Origin of the sequence: Thermasporomyces composti (assembly GCF_003386795.1) — a bacterium.
Classification (GTDB): Bacteria; Actinomycetota; Actinomycetes; order Propionibacteriales; family Actinopolymorphaceae; genus Thermasporomyces; species Thermasporomyces composti.
The window spans coordinates 491477-512977 of record NZ_QTUC01000001.1 but is presented as its reverse complement, the minus strand read 5'-3'; the positions used below and the strand labels follow the sequence as shown (position 1 = coordinate 512977).

Annotated in this window: 17 protein-coding genes; 11 read left to right on the top strand and 6 right to left on the bottom strand. The window is 70.3% G+C overall.

Going from position 1 to position 21501, the window contains the following annotated elements:
• Positions 1–72: 72 nt before the first annotated feature.
• Both DFJ64_RS02235 and rfbC read right to left on the bottom strand, forming a co-directional pair.
• Positions 73–2163 carry a glycosyltransferase family 2 protein gene (locus DFJ64_RS02235; RefSeq protein ID WP_245940915.1) on the bottom strand — a complete coding sequence of 697 codons (2091 nt, stop codon included), beginning with the start codon at positions 2161–2163 and terminating at the stop codon, positions 73–75.
• A 169-nt stretch (positions 2164–2332) separates the two neighbouring features.
• Positions 2333–2938, bottom strand: a complete 606-nt coding sequence (gene rfbC / locus DFJ64_RS02230; RefSeq protein WP_115848926.1) for a dTDP-4-dehydrorhamnose 3,5-epimerase — start codon at positions 2936–2938, stop codon at positions 2333–2335.
• A 381-nt stretch (positions 2939–3319) separates the two neighbouring features.
• Between rfbC and ispD the strand changes: the two genes are divergently transcribed.
• The 7 genes from ispD to DFJ64_RS02195 all read left to right on the top strand — a co-directional run bounded on the left by ispD (position 3320) and on the right by DFJ64_RS02195 (position 13884).
• A complete protein-coding gene (ispD, locus tag DFJ64_RS02225) occupies positions 3320–4828 on the top strand; it encodes a 2-C-methyl-D-erythritol 4-phosphate cytidylyltransferase (RefSeq protein ID WP_245940914.1) in 1509 nt (502 codons plus the stop codon).
• A gap of 5 nt (positions 4829–4833) precedes the next feature.
• Positions 4834–6744 (top strand): hypothetical protein, encoded by a 1911-nt coding sequence (locus DFJ64_RS02220; protein ID WP_115848924.1) that lies wholly within the window; start codon positions 4834–4836, stop codon positions 6742–6744.
• A gap of 89 nt (positions 6745–6833) precedes the next feature.
• Positions 6834–9002 carry a glycerophosphotransferase gene (locus DFJ64_RS02215; RefSeq protein ID WP_147304562.1) on the top strand — a complete coding sequence of 723 codons (2169 nt, stop codon included), beginning with the start codon at positions 6834–6836 and terminating at the stop codon, positions 9000–9002.
• Positions 9003–9115: 113 nt separating this feature from the next.
• Positions 9116–11158 carry a glycosyltransferase family 2 protein gene (locus DFJ64_RS02210; protein WP_115848922.1) on the top strand — a complete coding sequence of 681 codons (2043 nt, stop codon included), beginning with the start codon at positions 9116–9118 and terminating at the stop codon, positions 11156–11158.
• Between the two features lie 76 nt (positions 11159–11234).
• Positions 11235–12158 carry an ABC transporter ATP-binding protein gene (locus tag DFJ64_RS02205; RefSeq protein WP_115848921.1) on the top strand — a complete coding sequence of 308 codons (924 nt, stop codon included), beginning with the start codon at positions 11235–11237 and terminating at the stop codon, positions 12156–12158.
• A 9-nt stretch (positions 12159–12167) separates the two neighbouring features.
• Complete coding sequence (locus DFJ64_RS02200) at positions 12168–13013, top strand: ABC transporter permease (protein ID WP_245940913.1); 846 nt, start codon at positions 12168–12170, stop codon at positions 13011–13013.
• 82 nt (positions 13014–13095) lie between these two features.
• Positions 13096–13884 carry an ABC transporter permease gene (locus tag DFJ64_RS02195; protein ID WP_245940912.1) on the top strand — a complete coding sequence of 263 codons (789 nt, stop codon included), beginning with the start codon at positions 13096–13098 and terminating at the stop codon, positions 13882–13884.
• 33 nt (positions 13885–13917) lie between these two features.
• Here DFJ64_RS02195 and thiI read toward each other — a convergent pair whose 3' ends face one another.
• The gene (gene thiI / locus DFJ64_RS02190; protein ID WP_245940911.1) at positions 13918–15168 is read right to left on the bottom strand and encodes a tRNA uracil 4-sulfurtransferase ThiI; all 1251 of its coding nucleotides are present in this window, start codon (positions 15166–15168) and stop codon (positions 13918–13920) included.
• 161 nt (positions 15169–15329) lie between these two features.
• Here thiI and DFJ64_RS02185 point away from each other — a divergent pair, with 161 nt between their 5' ends.
• The 4 genes from DFJ64_RS02185 to DFJ64_RS02170 all read left to right on the top strand — a co-directional run bounded on the left by DFJ64_RS02185 (position 15330) and on the right by DFJ64_RS02170 (position 18988).
• Entirely contained in the window at positions 15330–15524 is a 195-nt protein-coding gene (locus DFJ64_RS02185; protein ID WP_115848920.1) for a DUF3046 domain-containing protein, read from the top strand.
• A gap of 424 nt (positions 15525–15948) precedes the next feature.
• Positions 15949–16980 carry a recombinase RecA gene (gene recA / locus DFJ64_RS02180; RefSeq protein WP_115851756.1) on the top strand — a complete coding sequence of 344 codons (1032 nt, stop codon included), beginning with the start codon at positions 15949–15951 and terminating at the stop codon, positions 16978–16980.
• A 46-nt stretch (positions 16981–17026) separates the two neighbouring features.
• Positions 17027–17692 (top strand): regulatory protein RecX, encoded by a 666-nt coding sequence (locus DFJ64_RS02175; protein ID WP_245940910.1) that lies wholly within the window; start codon positions 17027–17029, stop codon positions 17690–17692.
• A 99-nt stretch (positions 17693–17791) separates the two neighbouring features.
• The gene (locus DFJ64_RS02170) at positions 17792–18988 is read left to right on the top strand and encodes a GNAT family N-acetyltransferase (protein WP_170152469.1); all 1197 of its coding nucleotides are present in this window, start codon (positions 17792–17794) and stop codon (positions 18986–18988) included.
• A 60-nt stretch (positions 18989–19048) separates the two neighbouring features.
• Here DFJ64_RS02170 and DFJ64_RS02165 read toward each other — a convergent pair whose 3' ends face one another.
• The 3 genes from DFJ64_RS02165 to DFJ64_RS02155 all read right to left on the bottom strand — a co-directional run bounded on the left by DFJ64_RS02165 (position 19049) and on the right by DFJ64_RS02155 (position 21501).
• Positions 19049–19900, bottom strand: a complete 852-nt coding sequence (locus tag DFJ64_RS02165) for an amino acid ABC transporter permease (protein ID WP_115848918.1) — start codon at positions 19898–19900, stop codon at positions 19049–19051.
• Positions 19897–20544 (bottom strand): amino acid ABC transporter permease, encoded by a 648-nt coding sequence (locus DFJ64_RS02160; RefSeq protein ID WP_115848917.1) that lies wholly within the window; start codon positions 20542–20544, stop codon positions 19897–19899. Before DFJ64_RS02160 ends, DFJ64_RS02165 begins: the two co-directional genes overlap by 4 nt.
• 81 nt (positions 20545–20625) lie before the next feature.
• Positions 20626–21501, bottom strand: coding sequence for a glutamate ABC transporter substrate-binding protein (locus DFJ64_RS02155; protein ID WP_115848916.1), 876 nt, complete (start codon positions 21499–21501; stop codon positions 20626–20628).

Below are 21501 nucleotides of genomic sequence, written 5' to 3'. Positions count from 1 at the left end.
GTCAGGACGGGCGGCCGGTGAGGTCGCGCGTCCAAGGTTCGCAGTCCGATGGTGGGCGGTCTCGCCCGCCGGTCACGAGCTGCCGCGGCGGACCGCTCCAGCGACGGTGTGCCGGACCTTGCGCGCGAGCCGGCGCCCGACCCGGAGAGCGCGGGCGAACTCGGTCGCGCGCGCCGAGGCTGCGGGTGGGGGCGCGCCTCCGTCGTCCGGGCGGCGCAAGACCTCGATCGCTGGTGAACCGCCCCGCGCCGGCACCGTGACGCTCACTGGAACGCCGACGAAACGGCCTCGCTCAGCGGGCACCAGACGGACCTGCACGGCCCAGCGTCCTGGCTCCAGTCGTTCACCGATCCAGGTGCGCAGCTCGGAACGGCCGGTTCCCTCGCTGACGGCGGGAGCGAGCTCCGCGAGCGCGTCCACGCTGCGCCCACTCGCCTCATGAACGAGCCGCACAGCGGCGTCGGTGACCGGCTGGGCGACGACCGCTCGAAGCGGGAGGCACAGCGCGAGGCCCGAGGAGTCCTTGCGCAGGCTCGGCTGGTCGCCGGCCAGCACCAGGTCAGCCAGGTGAGAGGTCCGCTGGCCCACGTCGACGGAGAGGTTGCCCTTGTCGGTCCAGTAGGGGGTCACCGCCCGCGGCGGGTTGCCGAGGACGGCGGGCACACAGTGGTCGGAGACGCTGGGCAGGCGAACCGATCCGACCCGCGTGTCCTTGGTCCAGCCGCAGGACGAGATCCTCGCCACCACGTCCCAGATGCCGTCGTCCAGCGGCGCTCTCCCGCCGACGGTCGTGACGTCCAGGCGCGCCTCCCCGCGCAGCACCAGCCGAAAGCGCCCGTCGCTGTCGTCGATGGGCTCCCGGCACGGGGTGAAGGTCACCGGGAGGAGGAACTCCGCCGAGGTCTCGCGCGAGCGGACGAGGACGTCGAGCTTGCTCTGGGCGAGCCGCGCGGTCGAGTCCAGGTCCTCCTCACCGATGACGGCGAGGGCGTCCTCGGGCAGCGGCGGTGTGAGCAGGTCGCGGCCATCGCGGTGGGTGAACGTCACCGGGCTGGACCCGGCGCGCAGCTCACCGGTCACCACGAGCCGGAGCGCTCCGTCGTGCCAGCCCATGTCGTCCAGCCGGACCAGCGCGCGGATGTCCTCCTCCCAGACCGCGAGGTGCACCAGGTCCTTCAGCCGGTCGGCTTGGATGAGGCGCCCCACGACGCGCTGGCTTGGCGGCAGGCCGGCGGCCACGCCCGGCCCGAAGCGCTCGCTGGACAGCCGCCGGATCTCGGCGAACAGCGCCTCGCGGTCCGCCTCGGGCATCTGCAACAGGCGCTTCCCGCGCAGGCGCTCGATCATCTCCACGCGGTACCAGCGCCGGTAGAGACGGTCCCGCAACGGCCCGGGCTCGGTGTTCTTCTCGACGATGTCGAGGGCCTCGGCGAGGTTGGCGAAGTAGCCCTTGGGCTCGAGTCGCTGGAACCCGGCGTTGGCGTTGTCGTCGCGGCGCACGTGGTAGTAGCAGACGTAGTCGCTCAACACCGAGATCGTGCGCGCCGCGAAGTACGCCGCGGTGACGAAGACGTGGTCTTCCAGCCGACGACGCCCTTCGGGGAAGCGCAGCTTGTGCTCGTCGAGGAAGGCCTTGCGGAACAGCTTGTGCGGCGTGAGGCTGTCGATGAGCGGGGCGTTGGCCAGGGTGGCGCGGTCGTAGTTGCGCCGGAACAGCTCGCGGGGAACGCCGCGGCCCTTGCCGGCCATCTTGCCGATGACGATGTCGGCGTCGTTCTTCTTGGCGAAGTTGTAGAGCCGCTCGAGCGCCTCGTCACCGAGCCAGTCGTCGTTGTCCGCGAAGAAGACGTACTCGCCGCGGGCCGCCTCGATGCCGACGTTGCGCGGCTTCCCCGACCACCCGGAGTTCTCCTGGTGGATGACTCGCATGTGGGGATGCTCGGCCGCCAATGCGTCGAGTCGGGCGGGGGTCTCGTCGGTGGAGCCGTCGTCGACGAAGATCGCCTCGAACTCGGTCGCGGGCAGGCTCTGCCGGAGCAAGGAGGCGATGAGGTCCTCGATGTACGGTCCGGGGTTGTAGACCGGGACGATGACACTCACCTTCACCGCCGGTCCGGAGGTCTGTTCCCGATCGGACGTCGGACTGGTCGTGGAAGCTGTCACGGTGGCGTTCCCCTCGTGCGATGGGCGGGTTCCCCGTCCTCCGCGCGGCCGGCCCCGGTGCGCACGTGTGCTCTGGAGCCGCAGGCTATCTGTCCTTCCCATATGTCCACACCGGCGCCCGTCCACACGCTACGGCCGCTGCCGGCCCGCGGCTAGGGCGCACGTGTGGTCAGCTGAGCGCGCGGGAGCGGAGCGCCGCGCGGAACGCCTGGGTCTCGACGTAGGACGGCAGCAGCCCCTGTCGCTCGGCCTCGGCCAGGCTCGGCGCGGCGGCGTCCCGGTCGGACAGGATGGGCTCGACGTCCGCGGGCCAGTCGATGGCCAGGTCCGAGTCGAGTGGGTGGACCGTGTGCTCCCGCTCCGGCGCGTACGGCGTCGAGCAGAGGTAGACCAGGGTCGCGTCGTCGGTGAGAGCCATGAAGGCGTGGCCCAGCCCTTCGGAGAGGTAGACCGCGCGCCGGGCGTCGTCATCGAGCCGGACAGCCTCCCACTGGCCGAACGTGGGAGAGCCCACCCGGATGTCGACGACGACGTCGAGCACCGCGCCCCGTGCGCACGTGACGTACTTGGCTTGGCCCGGTGGGACGTCGGCGAAGTGGATGCCGCGAATGACGCCGCGCCGGGAGACGGAGCAGTTGGCCTGTGCCAGCGTGAGGTCGTGCCCTGTCGCTGCCCGGAAGTCGGCTCCGCGGAACCACTCGCAGAAGGCGCCGCGCTTGTCCGGGAAGATCGTCGGCTCGAGCACCCAGGCACCGTCGATACTCAGCGATTTCACAGGAGGTTTCCCCTTCTCGGTCGGCTCGTCTCGTCGGCTGGTGTGCGGTCGGGCGCTTCCCGTCGCCGTCGGTCGCCCACCGTGTCACCTGCGTGACCGGTCGTCAGCAGGTGCCTCCCCGAGGTTAGTCGTCCACGCTGGGCGAGGTTCACCCACCGCGCGGACGGGCCACCGATCGTCGTTCAGGGTGGGCAACTACCATCCGTGGAACCGTGCGACACGGGATCGTGATCATCGCGGCATGCTCCCGTGAGAAGCTCGTCCGACCAGACGAAGGGAAGTGACGCGACAGTGCCCGATACGAGGCCGGATCCGACGTCCGAAGCCACCCCTGACACCCAGCGTGTGCAGGAGGTCACCGATCGGGGGCGGGAGCGGACCGTGGCGGTCATCCTGGCGGGCGGAACCGGCGCACGGGTGGGCCTGCGCGTCCCCAAGCAGTTGCTCAAGGTGGCGGGTAAGCCACTGCTCGAACACACCCTGGACGTGTTCGAGACCTCGCCTGACATCGACGAGATCCTCGTCATGATGGCGCCGGGTTGGACCGAGGACGCCGAGAAGATCGTGCGCAACGCGGGCTTCCGCAAGGTGACTCGCATCCTCGAGGGCGGCGCGACCCGGAACGACACGACCCGGCTGGCCCTGGAGGCGATCGGTCCGGACGACGCCAAGGTGCTCTTCCACGACGCGGTGCGCCCCTTGGTCGACCACCGCATCATCGCCGACTGCGTCCGCGCTCTCGACCACTTCGACGCGGTCGACGTGGCGATCCCCTCCGCGGACACGATCATCGTCGTCGACGACGGCCTCATCACCGACATCCCCGGCCGGGACCGTCTCCGGCGGGGGCAGACACCGCAAGCCTTCCGGCTGTCGACGATTCGGCGCGCCTACGAGCTCGCCGCCAAGGACCCCCACTTCACCGCCACCGACGACTGCTCGGTCGTCCTCCGCTACCTGCCGGACGTCCCCATCACGGTGGTGGAGGGCTCCGAGCAGAACATGAAGGTCACCTATCCGATCGACGTCTTCCTCGCTGACCAGCTCTTCCGGCTCGGATCCCACACGCCGCCCAGCCCGCTGTCGTCCGACCAGGCGAGCGCCATGCTCACCGGGAAGACGCTGGTGGTCTTCGGCGGCAGCTACGGCATCGGCGCCGAGATCGCCGCGGCGGCGAAGGACCTCGGCGCCACCGTCTTCAGCTTCAGCCGCTCGGCGACCGGCACCCACGTGGAGAACCCCGACCACGTGCGCGCAGCGCTGGAGCAGGCGTACGAGCAGACGGGCCGGATCGACTTCGTCGCGGTCACCGCCGGGGTACTTCACACGGTGGAGCTGGCCGACGCGCCGGACGACATCATCGACGACAGTGTTCGGGTCAACCTGCTCGGGCCGATCTACGTCGCCCGCGCCGCCCATCGCTACCTCGCCGAGACTCGTGGGCACCTCCTCCTCTTCACCTCGAGCTCGTACACCCGAGGACGTGCCGGCTACAGCCTGTACTCCTCGACCAAGGCGGCGATCGTCAACCTGACCCAGGCGCTGGCCGACGAGTGGGCGAGCGACGGGATCCGGGTGAACTGCATCAACCCCGAGCGCACCCAGACCCCGATGCGCACCCGCGCGTTCGGGCAGGAGCCGCCGGAGACGTTGCTCCCCGCCCGGGACGTCGGCCTCGCCTCGCTCGACGTCTTGCTCTCGGACCAGACCGGGCACGTCATCGACGTCCGGCTGACGCCTATCCCGAACGTGACGCCTCCGGTGAGCCGGGATCCCCGGCGGGGCATCACGGAAGCGCTCGGCCGGATGGAGTCGGCGGCCGCGGACGGGGACGCGAGCGTCGACGCCGAAGGGGCCAGTCGGACGCGCTCGAGTGAGTCGCGTGGGTAGCGAGCATGCGTACCGTCCAGGTCACCGAACGCATCCCTGCGCCTGACTGGGGGCGGCTTTCGTTCGGCCTGGCCGCCGGGCTGGCGGTGAGCTACGTCCTTCTCGTCACGGCCGCCCTGCTCTCGGCTCCCTGGATGTTCGCGGTGGCCTCTCTCCTCGCGGTGGCGGGCGAGGTGCTGGTGGGCATGCGGGCACCGTTCGCCGGCTGGCTGGCCGCGCACCTGGGCCTGGGCGCCTCCTGGCGTGGGCTGGTGCGGGCGCTCGCGGTGGTGGTGCTGCTGGTCCGTGCCGGGGTCCCCGAAGGCTGGTACCTACCGGCGTTCGGCGGGCTCCTCCTGGTGGTGGTCGCCCGCACTGTCGGGCACGCCCTGGGGGTCCTGGTGGCCCGCAAGCGGAAGATGCCCGTGGTCACGCGTGGTGTCTCGCTGGCGCCCGTGCGTATCCCGCGGGCTCCGCATCCACTCGTGGGCCGACACCTCGACCAGTCCCTGACGGTGCCCGACCTCGCCCTCCTCGTGGGTGCGGCGGCCGCGACCCTGACGGACTCCTTCGTGCCGTTCCTCGTCGGAGCGGCGGTCACGCTCGTCGCCCTGGCATGCGCGGTCGGCCTCCTCGCGCGTGCCGCGCTCGCTATGCGCCGCATCACGGCGGCCCGGGTGCACGCGGCCGTGGACCGCGCGTTGGAGAAGGTGGCGGCTGAGGTCGCGCTCTACTTCGGGGGCGGGCCGGAAGCCCTCTACCAGCTCGAGATGTGGGTGGAGACCCTCGAACGTCTCGACGTGCCGAGCCTCATCATCGTGCGCGACCGGGAGAGCTTCCGTCGTCTCGGGCCCACCCGGATACCGGTCCTGTGCGTCGAACACGGCAATGTGCTCATGGCGCAGGCGCTGCCCCACCTTCGCCTCGTGCTGTATGTCGCCCACTCCGTCAACAACCTCCACATGCTCCGCCGGCGCGGTGTGCGACACGTCTTCATCGGTCACGGCGACAGCGACAAGCCCGTCACGACGAACCCGTTCCTCAAGGCCTACGACGAGGTCTGGGTGTCGGGTCCGGCGGCGCGGGCGCGATTCCGCAGCGCGCGACTTGACCTGGACGAACGGCGCGTGGTGGAGATCGGTCGACCCCAGCTGGATGGGCTGGTGCGGAGACGGCCCGAGCCCGAGTCGACCGACCCCGCTCCGTTGACGGTGCTCTACGCCCCGACGTGGGAGGGGTACGGCGACACGCCGCACCAGACGTCTCTCGGGCCCTGCGGGGTCGCGCTCGTGCGCCTGCTGCTCGCCGAGTCGGACGTGCGGGTGCTGTATCGGCCGCATCCGCTCGCCGGAACCCGGGACCCGGTCGTGGCTCGCGCGCACCAGGAGATCCTCGAGCTGTTGGGCGCCGAGCCGCTGCCGGAGCCGGTCGTGCCCGCCGAGCCGTACGCCAAGGCGCGGGATGACTTGGAGATCGCCGCGTGTCCGGCCCAGATGTCGCGCGCGGAGCAGGTCGCCGCGCTGGAGGTGTGGGCGAGCAAGCGCCTGGCCTACCGCCCCGACGGACCTCGGCATCTGGTCGTCGCGGGCCCGCACGTCAGCCTGTACGCCTGCTTCGCCGTCGCGGACGTCTTGTTGAGCGACGTCTCCAGCGTGATCACCGACTTCCTGGCGTGTGACCGGCCCTACGGCGTGGTCAACCCGGCAGGGCTGACCGCCCAGGAGTTCGCGGTCCGATATCCTGCCAGCCGCGGTGGCTACCTCGTCGATCCTGACGGTCACGGCCTGGCACAGCTCCTGGCCGCGGGACGCGGCGAGGACGACCCAGCTGCCGCGGAGCGCGCGGCGTTGCGGGAGCGGCTGCTCGGTCCCCCGGAGCCCGCCGCGCTCGAGCGCATGCGGAAAGCGGTGGCGGCGTCGGTGAGCTACGTTGGGTAGCCCGCCACCCCGGTGCGGGGCTTGGTCGTCGCGTACCGTCACGCCTGTGCGGTTTCGTTGATCCGCCGCGCACCCACCAGGTGATGTCCTTGCCGTCGACGAGTTCCTGGAGCCCTCTGACTGTGCTGCGCTTGCTCGCCCGTCGCTGGTCGTTGGTCGCAGTCCTCGCGGCACTGGGGCTCAGCTACTCCACACTCGTCGTCGCGGCCGTCCTGGCCAATCCGCTCGCCTTCGGTGTGGGCGTGGTCTTCGCCTCCATGCTCGACATGTTGGTCGAGCGTCGTTTCCGCCCGATCGTCGCGCTGCTGAGGCGTGCCCAGTTCGGGATCTCGCACCGCGCGTTCGGACAGATCTTCCTGCTGCTCCTGCTCGTCGCGATCACCGACGCCAACCGCGAGATGAGCCGGGTGGAGCTGCTGGTGATCAGCCTGGTCGCCCTGGCGGTGCCGGTGTGTCGGATCGGCTACCTCAGCCTGCTGACCCTGGCGCAGCGGCGCATCCTGCCACCGGTCGAGGTCCGCAACGTGGACCTGCCGGAGAACCTCCACCCGCCAGCCCTGCCGCGGATCCTCAGCCAGCACGCCGCGACCCGTCTTCTCGCTCTCGGGCTGCTACCGGTCCTGGCCGGTGCCTACAGCGTCCACCACAACTCCTTCCGGGCGTTCGGCGTCGTCGTGGCGCTCTACGTCGCCATCGTCGGCGTGGCGTCCCTGTTCCTGCTGCGCCACCTGGTGCTGCTGTCCCGGCGGCACACGCGTCAGGAGATCCTTGACGGAGTGAGTGCCGCGCTGCGGGCGTACCGGCCGGAGGTGGTGCTCTACTTCAGCGGCTCGGCCAGCTCGGTCTACCAGATCGACATGTGGATCAAGACGCTGGAGCGCATGCCGCGCCCGAGCATGATCCTGGTCAGACAGCGCCACGCGATCCAGAACATGGCGCGGACCCGCCTGCCGGTGGTGTGCATCCCGAGCTCTGTCGACCTGATGAACTTCGCCTTGCCCGACGCGCGCATCGCGCTCTACGTCGCCAACGTCGGCAACAACATCCACTTCTTGCGTGAGCCGCGGATTAAGCACGTCTTCATTGGGCACGGCGACAGCGACAAGGTCGCCAGCTTCAACCCGTTCAGCAAGGTGTACGACCAAATCTGGGTCGCGGGCCCGGCGGGACGAGACCGCTACGCGCGGGCCCGCGTGGGGGTGCGCGACGAGGCGATCGTCGAGGTCGGCCGGCCCCAGCTCGACGTCCTCCAGCGGTGGACCGGATCGGTTCCCACGCCCACCCCGACCCGGCCGCTCACGGTGCTGTACGTCCCCACGTGGGAGGGGTGGACGGACGACGACTTCCAGACGTCGCTGACGGCGATGGGTCCGGTGCTGGTACGCCGCCTGCTCGAGCTACCCGTGCCGATCCGGCTCATCTACAAGCCCCACCCGTTGACGGGGACGCGGGATCGGAAGGCGGCTCGGGTCGACGAGCAGATCCGGGCGATGATCGAGGAGGCGACCCGCGGTCAGGACCCTGTGCCGGCAGAGCTCCAGGACCGCCTCGACGCCATCGAAGAGCTGCTCGCGCAGCCGACCCTGGACGTCGCGGAAGCGGAACTGCTGCAGGAGGAGTGGCACGCGACCTACCACCAGGCCCACGCGGGTCGTCACGTCGTGGTCGACGGTCGGCTGCCGACGCTCTTCGACTGCTTCAACGCAGCCGACGTGATGATCGCGGACGTGTCGAGCGTGGTGTCGGACTTCCTCGCCACCGGCAAGCCCTTGGTGGTGGCGAACCCCAAGGGCCTGTCCGAGGACGAGTTTCGGGCGGAGTTCCCGAGCTCGGCGTCGGCGTACCTGCTGCACCCCGACGCCGACATCGCGCCCGTCATCGAGTCGATCCTCAACGGCGACCCGCTCGCAGAGGAGCGAGCGAAGGCACGTTCCTACTTGCTCGGCCCCGACGAGCCGCCCGCCCAAGAGAGGTGGAACGCCGCCGCCGAGGCGCTCATCGCGGCAGCCACGCGGGAGTGGTCCGGCGAGCACGGCGCGGGACCACGGTGGGAGGAGGTGGAGCGCCGGCTCAAGGACGGTCGAGCGCCCGTCGGGCTGTCGCTCGCCGCTCCCGACACCGGAGACCTCTCGGACGACGAGGCCGAGCCTGACGAGGCGAACGGGCTCGAGGCGAACGGGCTCGGAGAGGAGGGGAACGGCGCGCTGCCGACCTCCGCGCTGGGACGTCGCGGGACCTCGGACGCGGGTGACGTGTGACCGCAGGCGACGAGTGAGCCGTCCCGTTTTGGGTCCTGCACCTGAGGGAACGGGATCTGTCAACGAACTCAGGCGCGACGTCACTCGTGCGCGACGCAGGAGCGGGGGAGGCCATGATCAAGGTCAGCGTCGTCGTACCCGTCTACAATCCCGGCCCTTACCTCGAGCCCTGCATCGAGTCGCTGCTGAACCAGAGCCTGTCGCCGCACGAGTACGAGATGGTCTTCGTCGACGACGGCTCGACCGATGACGCGCCGGCCCGCCTGGACAAGCTGGCGGCCGAGCACGACAACGTGCTGGTCCTCCACCAGGAGAACTCCGGCTGGCCTGGCAAGCCCCGCAACGTCGGCATCGATCACGCCCGCGGCGAGTACATCCAGTTCGTCGACCAAGACGATCAGCTGGGCGCTGAGGCGCTCGAGCGCATGTACGCGTTGGCGGTCCGCAACGGTTCCGACATCGTGCTCGGCAAGGTGGGCGGCACGATGACCGGACCGAACAGCGTCTTCCGCGAGACCGTCGAGCGCTGCACCATCGAGGACGCGCCGCTCATCGACAGCTTGAGCCCGCACAAGATGTTCCGGCGGGCCTTCCTCCTCGAGCACGACTTGAGGTTCCCGGAGGGGCGTCGGCGCCTGGAGGACCAGCTCTTCATGGTCCAGGCGTACCTGAAGGCGCGGACCGTCTCGATCCTCGGCGACTACTGCTGCTACTACTGGAACCGCCGCGACGACGGCGGCAACAGCAGCGGTACGGCGTCGACGATGGAGGGGTACTACGACAACCTCCGCGAGGTCCTCGACGCCGTCGAGGCCGGTACCGAACCAGGTGAGCTGCGCGACCGGCTGATGCGGCGCTTCTTCCGGGTCGAGATGATGACCCGACTCCGGGAGCCGCGCCTGCTCCGCTACTCCGAGGGGTATCGGCGCAGGGGCTACGAGGTGGTCAGGAAGCTGGCCATTGAGCGCTTCTCCACGCCCACCGCGTCGTTCTCCCGTGGGCCGGTCGTGGCCGGACTCTCACCGATCATGCGGCTCCGCGCCCGGCTGCTCGACGACGACCGGCTCGACGGGCTCATGGAGCTCGCGCGCCGCTGTGAGAACGTCCGAGGGTTCGCCACGCTGGACGACCTGCGGTGGGAGGACAACGAGCTGCGGGTCGACATCCGGACCGGGCTCGTCCACGCCGACGGCTCGCCAGTCGTGGTGGTCGAGCGGGACGGGCGGTACGAGCTCGATCCGATCCTGGTCGCCGGTCTGCCCGGCATCGAGAGCTGGGACGTCGGCGATCCGCGCGAGCACGTCAAGGCGGAGGTGCGGGTGTATCACCGCGACGCGAGGATGTGGTGGTTCGCGCCGGCCACGATGCGTCCGACACTGGTGCCGGTCGGCGCCGGCAAGGAGGCGCGCTACCAGGTCGTCGTGACGGGGACGGCCTCACTCGACCCTCGCCGCCTCGCCGGCGGCGGTCCGGCGGAGCCCGGCCGGTACGAGGTGTGGGTCTCGGTGCAAACCCTGGGACTGGGGCGCCCGGTTCGGCTCATCGTCGAGGGCGGCGAACGATGGGAGAGGGCTCTCGTCCCGGCGGTGGTCGGGGACCCCGCGCGTGTCGTCGTCCCGTTCCGGGCGATGCCGACCGGCCAGCTGATCTTGGAGATCGACGAGCGCCACCAGGCTCTGCCCAGCGAGATCGCTGCCCGCGGCGTGGGTCCGCTGCAGGCGTACGGGACGCGACTCCACCTGGCCGTGCCGGTTCTCGCGGGTCCGGGGGCGGGCGCCCGCGAGGTGGAGGTCGTGATCGGCCGGGCTGGTTCGGCCCGCACGCTACCCGGTCGCCTCCAGCCCTCCCAGGAGGCGGTCCTGAGCTTCAACGACGTGACGACGCTGCCGCCAGGCCGACACCCGCTGGCCCTGCGGACCGACGTCGCCGGGCGCTCGCCCGCCATCCCGATCGGCACGGCCATCGTGCAGGGTGGCCGGATCGTCGACGTGCGGGGCATCTCCTACCGCGCGATCCCACGCCGGGTCGTGTCCCGGGTGGCGGCGAGCCCGTGGCTGCACCGGCAGGTCTACCGGGCTCTCGCCGCCATGCCGGAGACGGCCAGCGAGCGGGCTCGGGAGCTGGTCCGCAAAGCGGCGCGCTGGTCGCGCGGGTAGCGGGCGAGCGCGCGGCTGACCGCCGTCCCTTGACGTCACCCCGGCGACGGGTGGCAGGAAGCCTCGGGAGACGCGGGTGGAGGTCCTGATCTGGGCGCGTGGTCTCACCAAGCGGTTCGACTCGTTCACGGCGGTCGACGGGATCGACATCGAGGTCCGCCGCGGTGAGGTGTTCGGGTTCCTCGGGCCGAACGGGGCGGGGAAGAGCTCGACGATGCGGATGATCGGTTGCGTCTCCCCGGTCACCTCCGGCACGCTCCGGGTCCTCGGCATGGATCCCGCCGTCGACGGGCCACGCATTCGCGCTCGGCTGGGCGTGTGCCCTCAGGACAACTGGCTGGACGACGAGCTCACCGCGCGCGAGAACCTCCTCATCTACGGACGGTACTTCGGGCTGTCAAGGCGCACCTGCGCCGAGCGGGCGGACCAGCTGCTCGCCTTCGCGAACCTCGCCGACCGTCGCGACACGAAGGTCATCGACCTGTCCGGCGGGATGAAGCGCCGGCTCACGCTCGTCCGGGCGCTCGTCAACGCACCGGACATCATGGTCCTGGACGAGCCGACGACCGGTCTCGATCCACAAGCACGGCACATGGTCTGGGACCGGTTGTTCCACCTCAAGCAGCAGGGGGTGACTCTCGTCCTCACGACCCACTACATGGACGAGGCCGAGCAACTGTGCGACCGCCTCGTCGTCATGGACAAGGGTCAGGTGGTCGCCGAGGGCGCGCCGTACGACCTCGTCCGCGCCCACTCCACCCGCGAGGTGGTCGAGCTGCGGTTCGTGAGCGCGGAGCCCGACGTCGCGGCGCGAACGATCGCCGACCTCGGCGAGCGGGTGGAGGTGCTACCCGACCGGCTCCTCCTCTACACCGACGACGGCGACGCCGCCGCGGCCGAGGTGGTCCGGAGGGGCCTTGCGAGCAGGGCCATGCTCGTGCGACGCAGCACGCTCGAGGACGTGTTCCTCCGCCTGACCGGGCGATCCCTCATCGAGTGAGGAGCGCTGGTGAGCCCGAGGCGGAAGGAGCGGAACGGCGTGGGCGTGGACAGCGGTCCCGAACGAGCCCGGACCGGCCGGCTGCGTGCGACGGAACGCGCGTTCGAGTACTGGATGCTGGCCTACCGGCGGACGTGGCGCGGCACCGCCGTGTCCACGTTCCTCATGCCGGTGCTGTTCCTGGCGGCGCTGGGTCTGGGCCTCGGCTCATTCGTCGACACAGGACCCGGGCGAGCGGCGCTGGGCGGGCAGACGTACCTGACCTTCATCGCGCCCGGCCTGCTGGCCGCGACGGCGATGCAGACGGCGGCGCTGGAGTCGTCGTACCCCGTCATGGGCGCGTGGAAGTGGTTCAAGAGCTACTACGCGATGCTCGCGACACCCCTGCGACCTGTCGACGTGCTGGTCGGTCACCTGCTCTTCGTGGGCTTTCGGGTGCTGACCACGTGCCTGGTCTACCTGGTGGTGATCTCGGCGTTCGGTGCGGTCAGGTCGCCGTGGGGCGTCCTCACCGTCGTCGCGGGACTGCTCACCGGCCTGGCGGTGGCCGCGCCGACCTTCGCACTCGCCACGATCGCCGACCGGGACACCGTCCTGTCGATCTACTTCCGGCTGGCCATCCTGCCGATGTTCCTGTTCTCCGGAGCGTTCTTCCCGGTCGAGCAGCTCCCCGCGCTGGTCCGCCTCGTCGCGTACGCGACGCCGCTGTGGCACGGGGTCGAGATGGCCCGGATGTTCGCCTACGGCATCCCCGAGCCGGGTCGGATCGTGCTGGGGGTTGGGTACTTGTGCACGTGGGTCGGCGCGGGGACGTGGTGGGCCGCGCACGCGTTCCGCCGGCGGCTGTTCGTCTAGTGCTCGGTGGGCTGGCCCGTCGAGTGATCCGAGGTCTTGTGGCTCGCGTCGTCGGAGGAGCACGCGGAAGGGTAGGAGCGCTGTGGCGGTCAGCCGGACTGTCCCGCCCGCGCGGCGACGCGCGTGGCTGCTCGTCGAACGCAACGCGATGGTGTACCGGCACGACTGGGCGGTGCTGGCCTCCGGTTGTGTCGAACCCCTGCTCTACCTGTTCTCCATCGGGGTCGGTGTCGCGCGGCTCGTGGGCTCGATCGAGGTCGCCGGCCGGGAGGTGAGCTACCCGATGTTCATCGCCCCCGCGCTGTTGGCCGCCAGCGCGATGAACGGAGCGATCGCGGACACGACGTACAACATGTTCTTCAAGCTGCGGTACGCCAAGCTTTACGACGCCGTGCTGGCGACGCCCATGCGGCCGCTCGACGTCGCGATGGGGGAAGTGCTCTGGGCGCTGCTGCACTGCGCTCTCTACGCGGTGGCCTTCCTCGTCGCGATGCTCGCGCTCGGTCTGGTGGCGTCGTGGTGGGCGGTCCTCGTCGTCCCGGCGGCGGTGCTCATCGGCTTTTCCTTCGCGGCGCTGGGCGTCGCCGGGACGACGCTCATGCGGAGCTGGCAGGACTTCGAGTTCGTCAACCTCGCGGTCCTGCCGATGTTCCTGCTGTCGGCCACGTTCTTCCCGTTGTCGGCCTACCCGCCGGCCGGCCAGCTCGTCGTCCAGCTCACCCCGCTCTACCACGGCGTGGCGTTGGTGCGCGGACTCACCCTGGGCACGGTCGGGTGGCACCACCTGGTGAGCGTCGGCTACTTGGTGGCGCTGGGCTGCCTTGGGGTCATGCTCGCGTCCCGACGGATCGGTCGCCGCCTGCTGCGCTGACGCGTGCTCGGGCGGGCGCTCCAGGCAGCTCTCCTAGGCGGCCCCTGAGGCAGTGTCTGAGGCGGCCCCTGAGGTGGCCCCGGAGACGGTACGGTCGCGCTGGGTGCCGAGCTCGTGCAGCTTCGCCGCGGCGATGAGGTCGTCGATGAGCGGGTCGAGCTCGAGGCGGCTCTCGATCTTCTCCAGCTCGGCCACATCGGCCCGGGTCTCGGCCAGCGGCGAGGCGAACAGCGTGCAGCAGTCCTCGTCGGGGAGCTTGGAGATCTCCGCGGTGCCGATCCGCTCCGCCTCCGCGACGATCTCGGTCTTGTCCCATCCCAGCAACGGCCGCAGGACCGGGAGCTCAGCGGCGGCCTCGACGGCGACGAGGTTCGGCAGCGTCTGGCTGGAGACCTGGCCGAGCGAGTCGCCCGTGACGACCGCCTGGGCGCCGATCCGCGCGCCGAGCCGCGACGCGACCCGGACCATGAGCCGCCGCTGGGCGAGCACCTGCAGCTTGCCGGCGCCCGCCGTGGCGAGCGAGCGCTGCGCGTTGCCGAACGAGATCACCCACAGCCGAGATCCGCCGCCCCGGAAGCGGTCGAGCTGGGAGGCCAAGGCGTACGCCTTGTAGACCGACTGCGGACCGGTGAACGGCATACCGGAGAAGTGGATGAAGTCCGTGGACAGTCCACGTCGCATGGCCCGGTACGCCGCGACCGGCGAGTCGAAGCCCCCCGAGAGGAGGGTGATCGCCCGACCGTTGACACCGACGGGAAGCCCGCCTTGGCCGGGCAGCTTCTCGGTGTAGAGGAGCGCCTCGTACCGGTCGACCTCGATGCCCAGCTCGACGTCGGGGTGGGTGAGGTCGACCTTGAGCCCGAGCTCGGTGCGGATCCGGTCGCCGACGCGGATGGCGATCTCTTGGGAGCGGGCCTCGAACCCCTTCCACCGGCGCCGAGGTCGGACCGCGAAGGTGACGTCCCGCTTGTCGCGGAGCAGCTCCACCGCCGTCTTCTCGATGGCGGCCATGTCCGGCTTGACCAGGACGGCGGGGTTCACGAGGGCGACGCCGAGCACCAGCTGAGCCCGCTCGAGCAGGGTGGGTAGCGGCGCGCCCTGGACGAGGAGGACGCCGTGGCGACGGCGGATCCGCACGCCGTCGAGGTCGGCGAGCGTGTTGGTGAGGTTGCGCAGAAGGGTCTCTTCGAACCTCCAGCGGTTGCGTCCCTTCAGTGCCAGCTCGCCGTACTTGAGCAGGACACACCACTGCATGACGCCCTCCAGGTCGTCACAGGTCGGCACGTCGCGACGGTGGACGTGCACCGGGCTCGGATCAGTCGATGTCCATCGTCCGCCGTCCGCCCAGGTGTCCGCGAGGGGGGTCCCGGGTGCCGGCGCACGTCGTGCCACGTCGACGGCATCGCCCGAATGAACCTCTTCGTTCCGTGTCGGATACTGGACGGGTGCGGCTGACGGAGTTCTGGGAGCGAATGGACCAGCACCTCGGCGCGGGCTACGCCCGCACGTGGGCACGCGAGCAGGTCCTCGCCGACCTGGGTGAGCGTACCGTCCTGCAGGCCCTCGAAGCCGGCTGGGACACCAAGGACGTCTGGCGGGCGGTGTGGCGGGCGTTGGAGCTTCCGCCGTCCGAGCGCTGAGCCCGCCCGGCGTCGTCCGCTGGGCCGCCGGCCCCGTCCGCTCCCGCCTTCTCGCAACGGTGGCCGCGGGCGACGATGTTCCCGGGTTCGCGTCGCCTGCTCCACCCGGCACGCACCGGCTGGCACGCATCGGCCGGCGCACGCTACGCGTGCCTTCGCCGCGACACGGGCCGGCGTACCGCGACCCTTCGAACGTCTGTTCGCTCAGGCGTCGTAGAGTGGCTTCGACGTCGACGGCGAGTTGCCGTCGGCTCCGCCGGACTTGGTCCACAAGGCCACGGGATGGCGGCGCCGTCCACAGCCGTCCGAGGGGGATGGGCGGCTGTCGGTAGCTACCTCTACCGTCGGCGGTGTGACGGAGAAGACGGCCCAGAAGAAGACGCGGGGTTCTCGACGACCTTTCGACTCATCCGGGATGGCGAGCATGGCGGCTCATGATCGAGAGAAGGCGCTCGACGCGGCGATCGCGCAGATCGAGCGGCAGTTCGGCAAAGGCGCGGTCATGCGTCTCGGCCAGGAGGGGCGCGCCCCCATCGAGGTGATCCCTTCGGGCTCCATCGCGCTCGATGTGGCCCTCGGCATCGGCGGCCTGCCGCGCGGACGTGTGGTCGAGATCTATGGTCCGGAGAGCTCGGGCAAGACCACGATCGCGCTGCACGCGGTGGCCAACGCTCAGCGAGCCGGCGGTGTCGCGGGCTTCATCGACGCTGAGCACGCCCTCGACCCCGAGTACGCGCGCAAGCTCGGCGTCGACACCGACAACCTCCTCGTCTCGCAGCCCGACAGCGGCGAGCAGGCCCTCGAGATCGCCGACATGCTCATCCGTTCCGGGGCGCTCGACGTCGTGGTCGTCGACTCCGTGGCCGCTCTCGTCCCGCGGGCGGAGATCGACGGTGAGATGGGGGACAGCCACGTCGGTCTCCAGGCGCGCTTGATGAGCCAGGCGCTCCGTAAGCTCACCGGTGCGATCAGCGCCTCCAAGACCACGGCGATCTTCATCAACCAGCTCCGAGAGAAGGTCGGCGTCATGTTCGGGTCGCCCGAGACCACGACGGGCGGCAAGGCGTTGAAGTTCTACGCGTCGATCCGGCTGGACGTCCGGCGCATCGAGACGTTGAAGGATGGCCAGGACGCGGTGGGCAACCGGGTCCGGGTCAAGGTGGTGAAGAACAAGCTGGCGCCACCGTTCCGGCAGGCGGAGTTCGACATCTTGTTCGGTGAGGGGATCAGCCGCGAGGGGAACCTCGTCGACCTCGGTGTCGAGCACGGCATCGTGCGCAAGGCTGGTGCCTGGTACACCTATGAAGGTGACCAGCTCGGTCAGGGCAAGGAGAACGCTCGGAAGTTCCTCAAGGACAACCCTGAGCTGGCCGACGAGCTGGAGAAGAAGATCAAGGAGAAGCTCGGCATCGGTCCGCGGGTCGACACTCCCGCTGAGGAGCCGGAGGACTTCTGAGGGGATTCCGCGGAGCGGCGCTCGACGAGCAGCATGAGGAGCTGTGGTGAATCATCGAGCCCGGCGGCGCCGCTCCGTCCGCGGTGACCTGTCCGCCGAGCGAACGCGAGGTGCCGACGGCGCGCTCTCCGACGACGGTCGCGACATCCAGGCCGATCCCGAGCAGCGGGCGCGAGCCATCGTGATGCGGCTGCTGGCTCACCAGCCGAGGACCCGCGCGGAGCTGGAACGCGTCCTGCGGAGGCGCGGCATTCCCGACCCGGTGATCGAGAGCGTCATGGACCGCTTCACCGACGTGGGGCTGATCGACGACGCCGCGTTCGCCCGCGCCTGGGTGGAGTCCCGGCACGCGGGTCGCGGGCTGGCTCGCCGTGCGCTCGCCCACGAGCTGCGGCGGCGAGGTGTCGACGAGGAGCATGTCGACGCAGCCGTGGGGCGACTCTCTCCGGAGACGGAGCTGGCCACCGCGCGTGCCCTCGTGACGCGCCGCTTGCGCGCCGTCAGCCACCTCGACGGACGGACGCGAACTCGCAGGCTCATGGCCATGCTCGTGCGCAAGGGCTACTCGCCGGCCATGGCTTTCCGCGCGATTCGCGACGTTCTCGACGACAGGGACGGCAACCTCACCGACGACGAGCGGTCGGCGGTCGAGGCGCTGGGCGATGCCGTCGACGCCTTGGAGGACGCGGTGGAGAGCCCCGCCGACGACTGACACATGGGCGGCTCCACGTGATGGGAGCCGCCCCCAGCGGAAGCGGCCGCGACGCGCGGGCGTCTGAGCCCGATGTGTCAGTCGCTAGCGTGTGGGCTCATGGCGATCGAGGTGAGAACCGCACGTGACGACGAGCGTCAGGCCCTCCACAGGCTGAGCCAGCAGGCGTTCGCGGCTCGGCCCGCGCCCTACGAGGAGGCGGACGACCGTTCGACGACCCCGCTCGATCGACGCCTCGTCGCCTGCGAGGACGGCCGGATCGTCGGAAAGCTCGCGGTCTGGGAGATGGGCCAGTGGTTCGGCGGCCGTCGGGTGCCCATGGGCGGGGTGGCCGGGGTCGCCGTCGAGCCGTTCGCGCGTGGCCGAGGGGTGGCGAGCGCGCTCCTGCGCGAGGCGCTTCAGGCCATGCGGGAGCGTGGCGAGACCATCTCGACGCTGTTCCCGATGAACCACAGGCTCTACCGTCGACATGGCTGGGAGGTCGCGGGCGCCCACCCAGAGAGCCGACTCGACCTCGGGGCGCTTCAGGCGCTGCCCGCGCCCAGACGGCGCGCGACGATCCGTCCCGCGGAGCCCGCCGACCTGCCCGCGCTGCGGCGCCTCCACGAGGAAGTCTGGCGGGACGAGCCGGGAAGCCTCTGGCACGGCCCGGAGTTCGCGCGTAGGCGCATGCTGCCGTACGAGGGGCACCAGGACGTCTACGTCGCCGAGCGGGAGGGTCGCGTCGTCGGGTTCGTCACCGTTGCGCGCGGCGACGCGCCGGACGACCGCGGCTTCTACACCTTGACCGTGCGGACCTACGCGGCCATCGACCTCGACGCCGAGTTGGAGCTCTTCCGCCTGCTCTCGTCGTACCACCCCGTCGCGGAGGTGGCGACGGTCGTCCTCCACCAGTCCGCCGCGACCCCGCTGTACCTCGGTGAACGGATGCTTCGACCCACCGGCCTCGGCTGGTGCTGGATGACCCGCCTCGTCGACGCGCGCGGCGCGGTCGCCGCGCGGGGATATCGCGAGGACGTCGACGTCGAGGTGCACCTCGACGTCCACGACGACTCAGCCCCGTGGAACGCCGGCGCATACGTCCTGCGGGTCAAGGACGGCCACGGCAGTCTCGAGCCCGGCGGGCGAGGCCAGGTGCGAGTGGGGATCGGCCCGCTCGCCGCCCTGTACACCGGTTGGGCGAACCCGCGTCGGCTGCGCCGCCTCGGCCTGCTCGACGGTGCGGACGAGGCCGAGCTCGCCGCCTTGGAGGGCGCGTTCGGCGGTCGTACCCCGTGGCTCCAGGAGTTCTTCTGACCGCCGGCTGGGCTCGCGTCGAGCCAGCCCGCACGACGCGATCCCTGACTGACCCGGGGCTCAGGCGCCCTGGCCGGCGTCGCCCGCGCCCGGTATGGCGGTGACGTCGACGACGCGACGCCCCTCGCGCCGCAGACGCGCCTCCAACCACTGGGCGAGTCTGGACAGCGTGTAGTTGATGACGATGAACACCGCCGCGAGCACCAGACCCACGGCGAGCGGGTTCTGGTACATCGGCTGGATGTAGATCCGCTCGCCGACGTTGACGATGCCCGGCGCTCCGATGACGTAGCCCAGCGCGGTGTCCTTCAACGCGACCACGCACTGGCTGATGACCGCGGGCAGCATGGACCGGACCGCCTGTGGCGCCAGGACCAGCGACATGACCTGCGACTTGCGCAGGCCGAGCGCGTAGCCCGCCTCGCTCTGGCCCTTGGGCACGGCGAGGATCCCGGCGCGGAAGATCTCCGCGAGCACCGAGCCGTTGTACAACGTCAGCCCGAGCACGAGGGACCAGAAGGTGCCCAGGACCGAGCCGAACCCGAGGTAGATGGCGAGGATGAGGAGCAGGAGCGGGACGGCCCGGAAGAACTCCACCACCACGACACTGGGCAGGCGCAGCCAGCCGTGGTCGGAGAGGCGACCGGCGGCGAAGACCGCTCCGAACACGATGGCGAGGGCGATCGCCATCGCTGCCGCGCCCAACGTGGTGGCCAAGCCCTCGGCCAAGGCGCGCAGGATGGGGACTCGCGTGAAGGCTTCCCACTTGTCCGGGGTGATCTGCTCCCGCTCCCACAGCGTCCACAGCACCCACGCCAGCAGCGCGAGCAAACCGAGGGTGCCGAGCACGGTGTAGACGCGGTGACGGAAGCGTGCTCTGGGACCTGGGACGTCGAACAGCACCGCGCTCATCGCGTCACCGCCACCTGACGCTCGAGGAAGGCCGCGACCCCGGAGATCACGAGCACGATCGCGACGTACCCGACCGCGATCCCGAGGAAGGAGTAGTAGAGCGACCCGGGGAAGTCTTCGATCAGGTCGCTGAGCTGGTAGGTGGCCTCGGTGATACCGAACGCGGACGCGACGGAGGTGTTCTTGGTCAAGGCGATGTAGACGCTCGCCAGGGGAGGAATCACCGCGCGGAAGGCCTGCGGCAGGACGACCAGGCGCAGCGACTGGGTGAACGTCATGCCGAGGGACCGGGCGGCCTCCGCTTGGCCGGTATGCACGGTGTTGATGCCCGAGCGCAGCACCTCGCACACGAAGGCGGCCGTGTAGACGGACAAGGCGACGACCGCTCGCCAGAAGAAGCTGCCGCGCAGCAGGCCAAGCTCCGGAAGCGCGACCACGGCGATGAGGAAGAGGACGACGAGAGGAGTGTTGCGGAAGACGGTCACGTAGGCGGTCGCGAAGGCCCGCAACGGCGGGATCGGCGAGACCCGCATCGCGGCGAGGACGGTGCCGAGCGCTGTCGCGATGAGGGCCGACACCACCAGAAGCTGCAGGGTGACGGTGAACCCCTCGACGAGGCGGGACCCCAGCTCGGTCCAGTACACGTCAGGTCATCCCTCCAAGGCAGGTGTCATCCGGCCATGCCGATGCCCGGCGCGCAAACGCCGGGCATCGGACAGGCCAGCTCACGAACAGGGGTCGAGGGCCGGCGGCTCGGGCGTCTCCACACCCGACTGGCCGAGCGTCGCCTCGAACGCCTCGGCCCAGGTCCCGTCCTCCATCGCTTCCTTCAACGTGTCCGTGATGAACTCGCACATCTGGGTGTCGCCGTGCTTGAAGCCGACGCCGTAGCGCTCCTCGCTGAACGGCTCGCCCACGACCTCGAGCTTGTCGGGGTTCTGCGCCGCGTAGCCGAGGAGGATGGCTCCGTCCGTGGTCACCGCGTCCACCGACCCGTTGAGCAGCTGGGTCACGCAGTCGGAGTATGTGTCGAAGGGGACAGGCTCGGCGTTGTAGTCCTCCACGACGTTCTTCAGCGAGGTGGAGCCCTTCACCGAGCAGGTCTTGACGTCGGCGAGCTGCTCGGGGCCGGTGATCCTCTCCTTGTCCTCCTCACGGACCAGCAGCTGCTGGCCGGTGACGTAGTACGGGCCGGCCTGGCCGACGACCTTGCGGCGTTCGTCGGTGATCGAGTACGAGGCGATCACGAGGTCGACGGTGCCGTTCTGGAGGAACGGCTCACGGTTGTCCGAGACCGTCTCCTTCCAGGTGATGTTCTCCGGCGGGATACCGAGCTTCGCGGCGATGATCTTGCCGATCTCGATGTCGAAGCCGGTGGGAGCGTCCGCCCCGGGCTCGAGGTAGCCGATCCCTGGCTGGTCGTACTTGACGCCGATCGTGATCTTGCCGGCGTCGGCGAGCTTCGCCATGGTCGACCCCTCAGGGAAGTTGGGGTTCTCGGCGACCTCGACGTCGACACCGTTGCCACCGCCACCGCAGGCGCTGAGCAGCAGCGCGGCGACGGCGCCCACTCCCAGCAGCCGTAGCTTCATGTTTCGCAT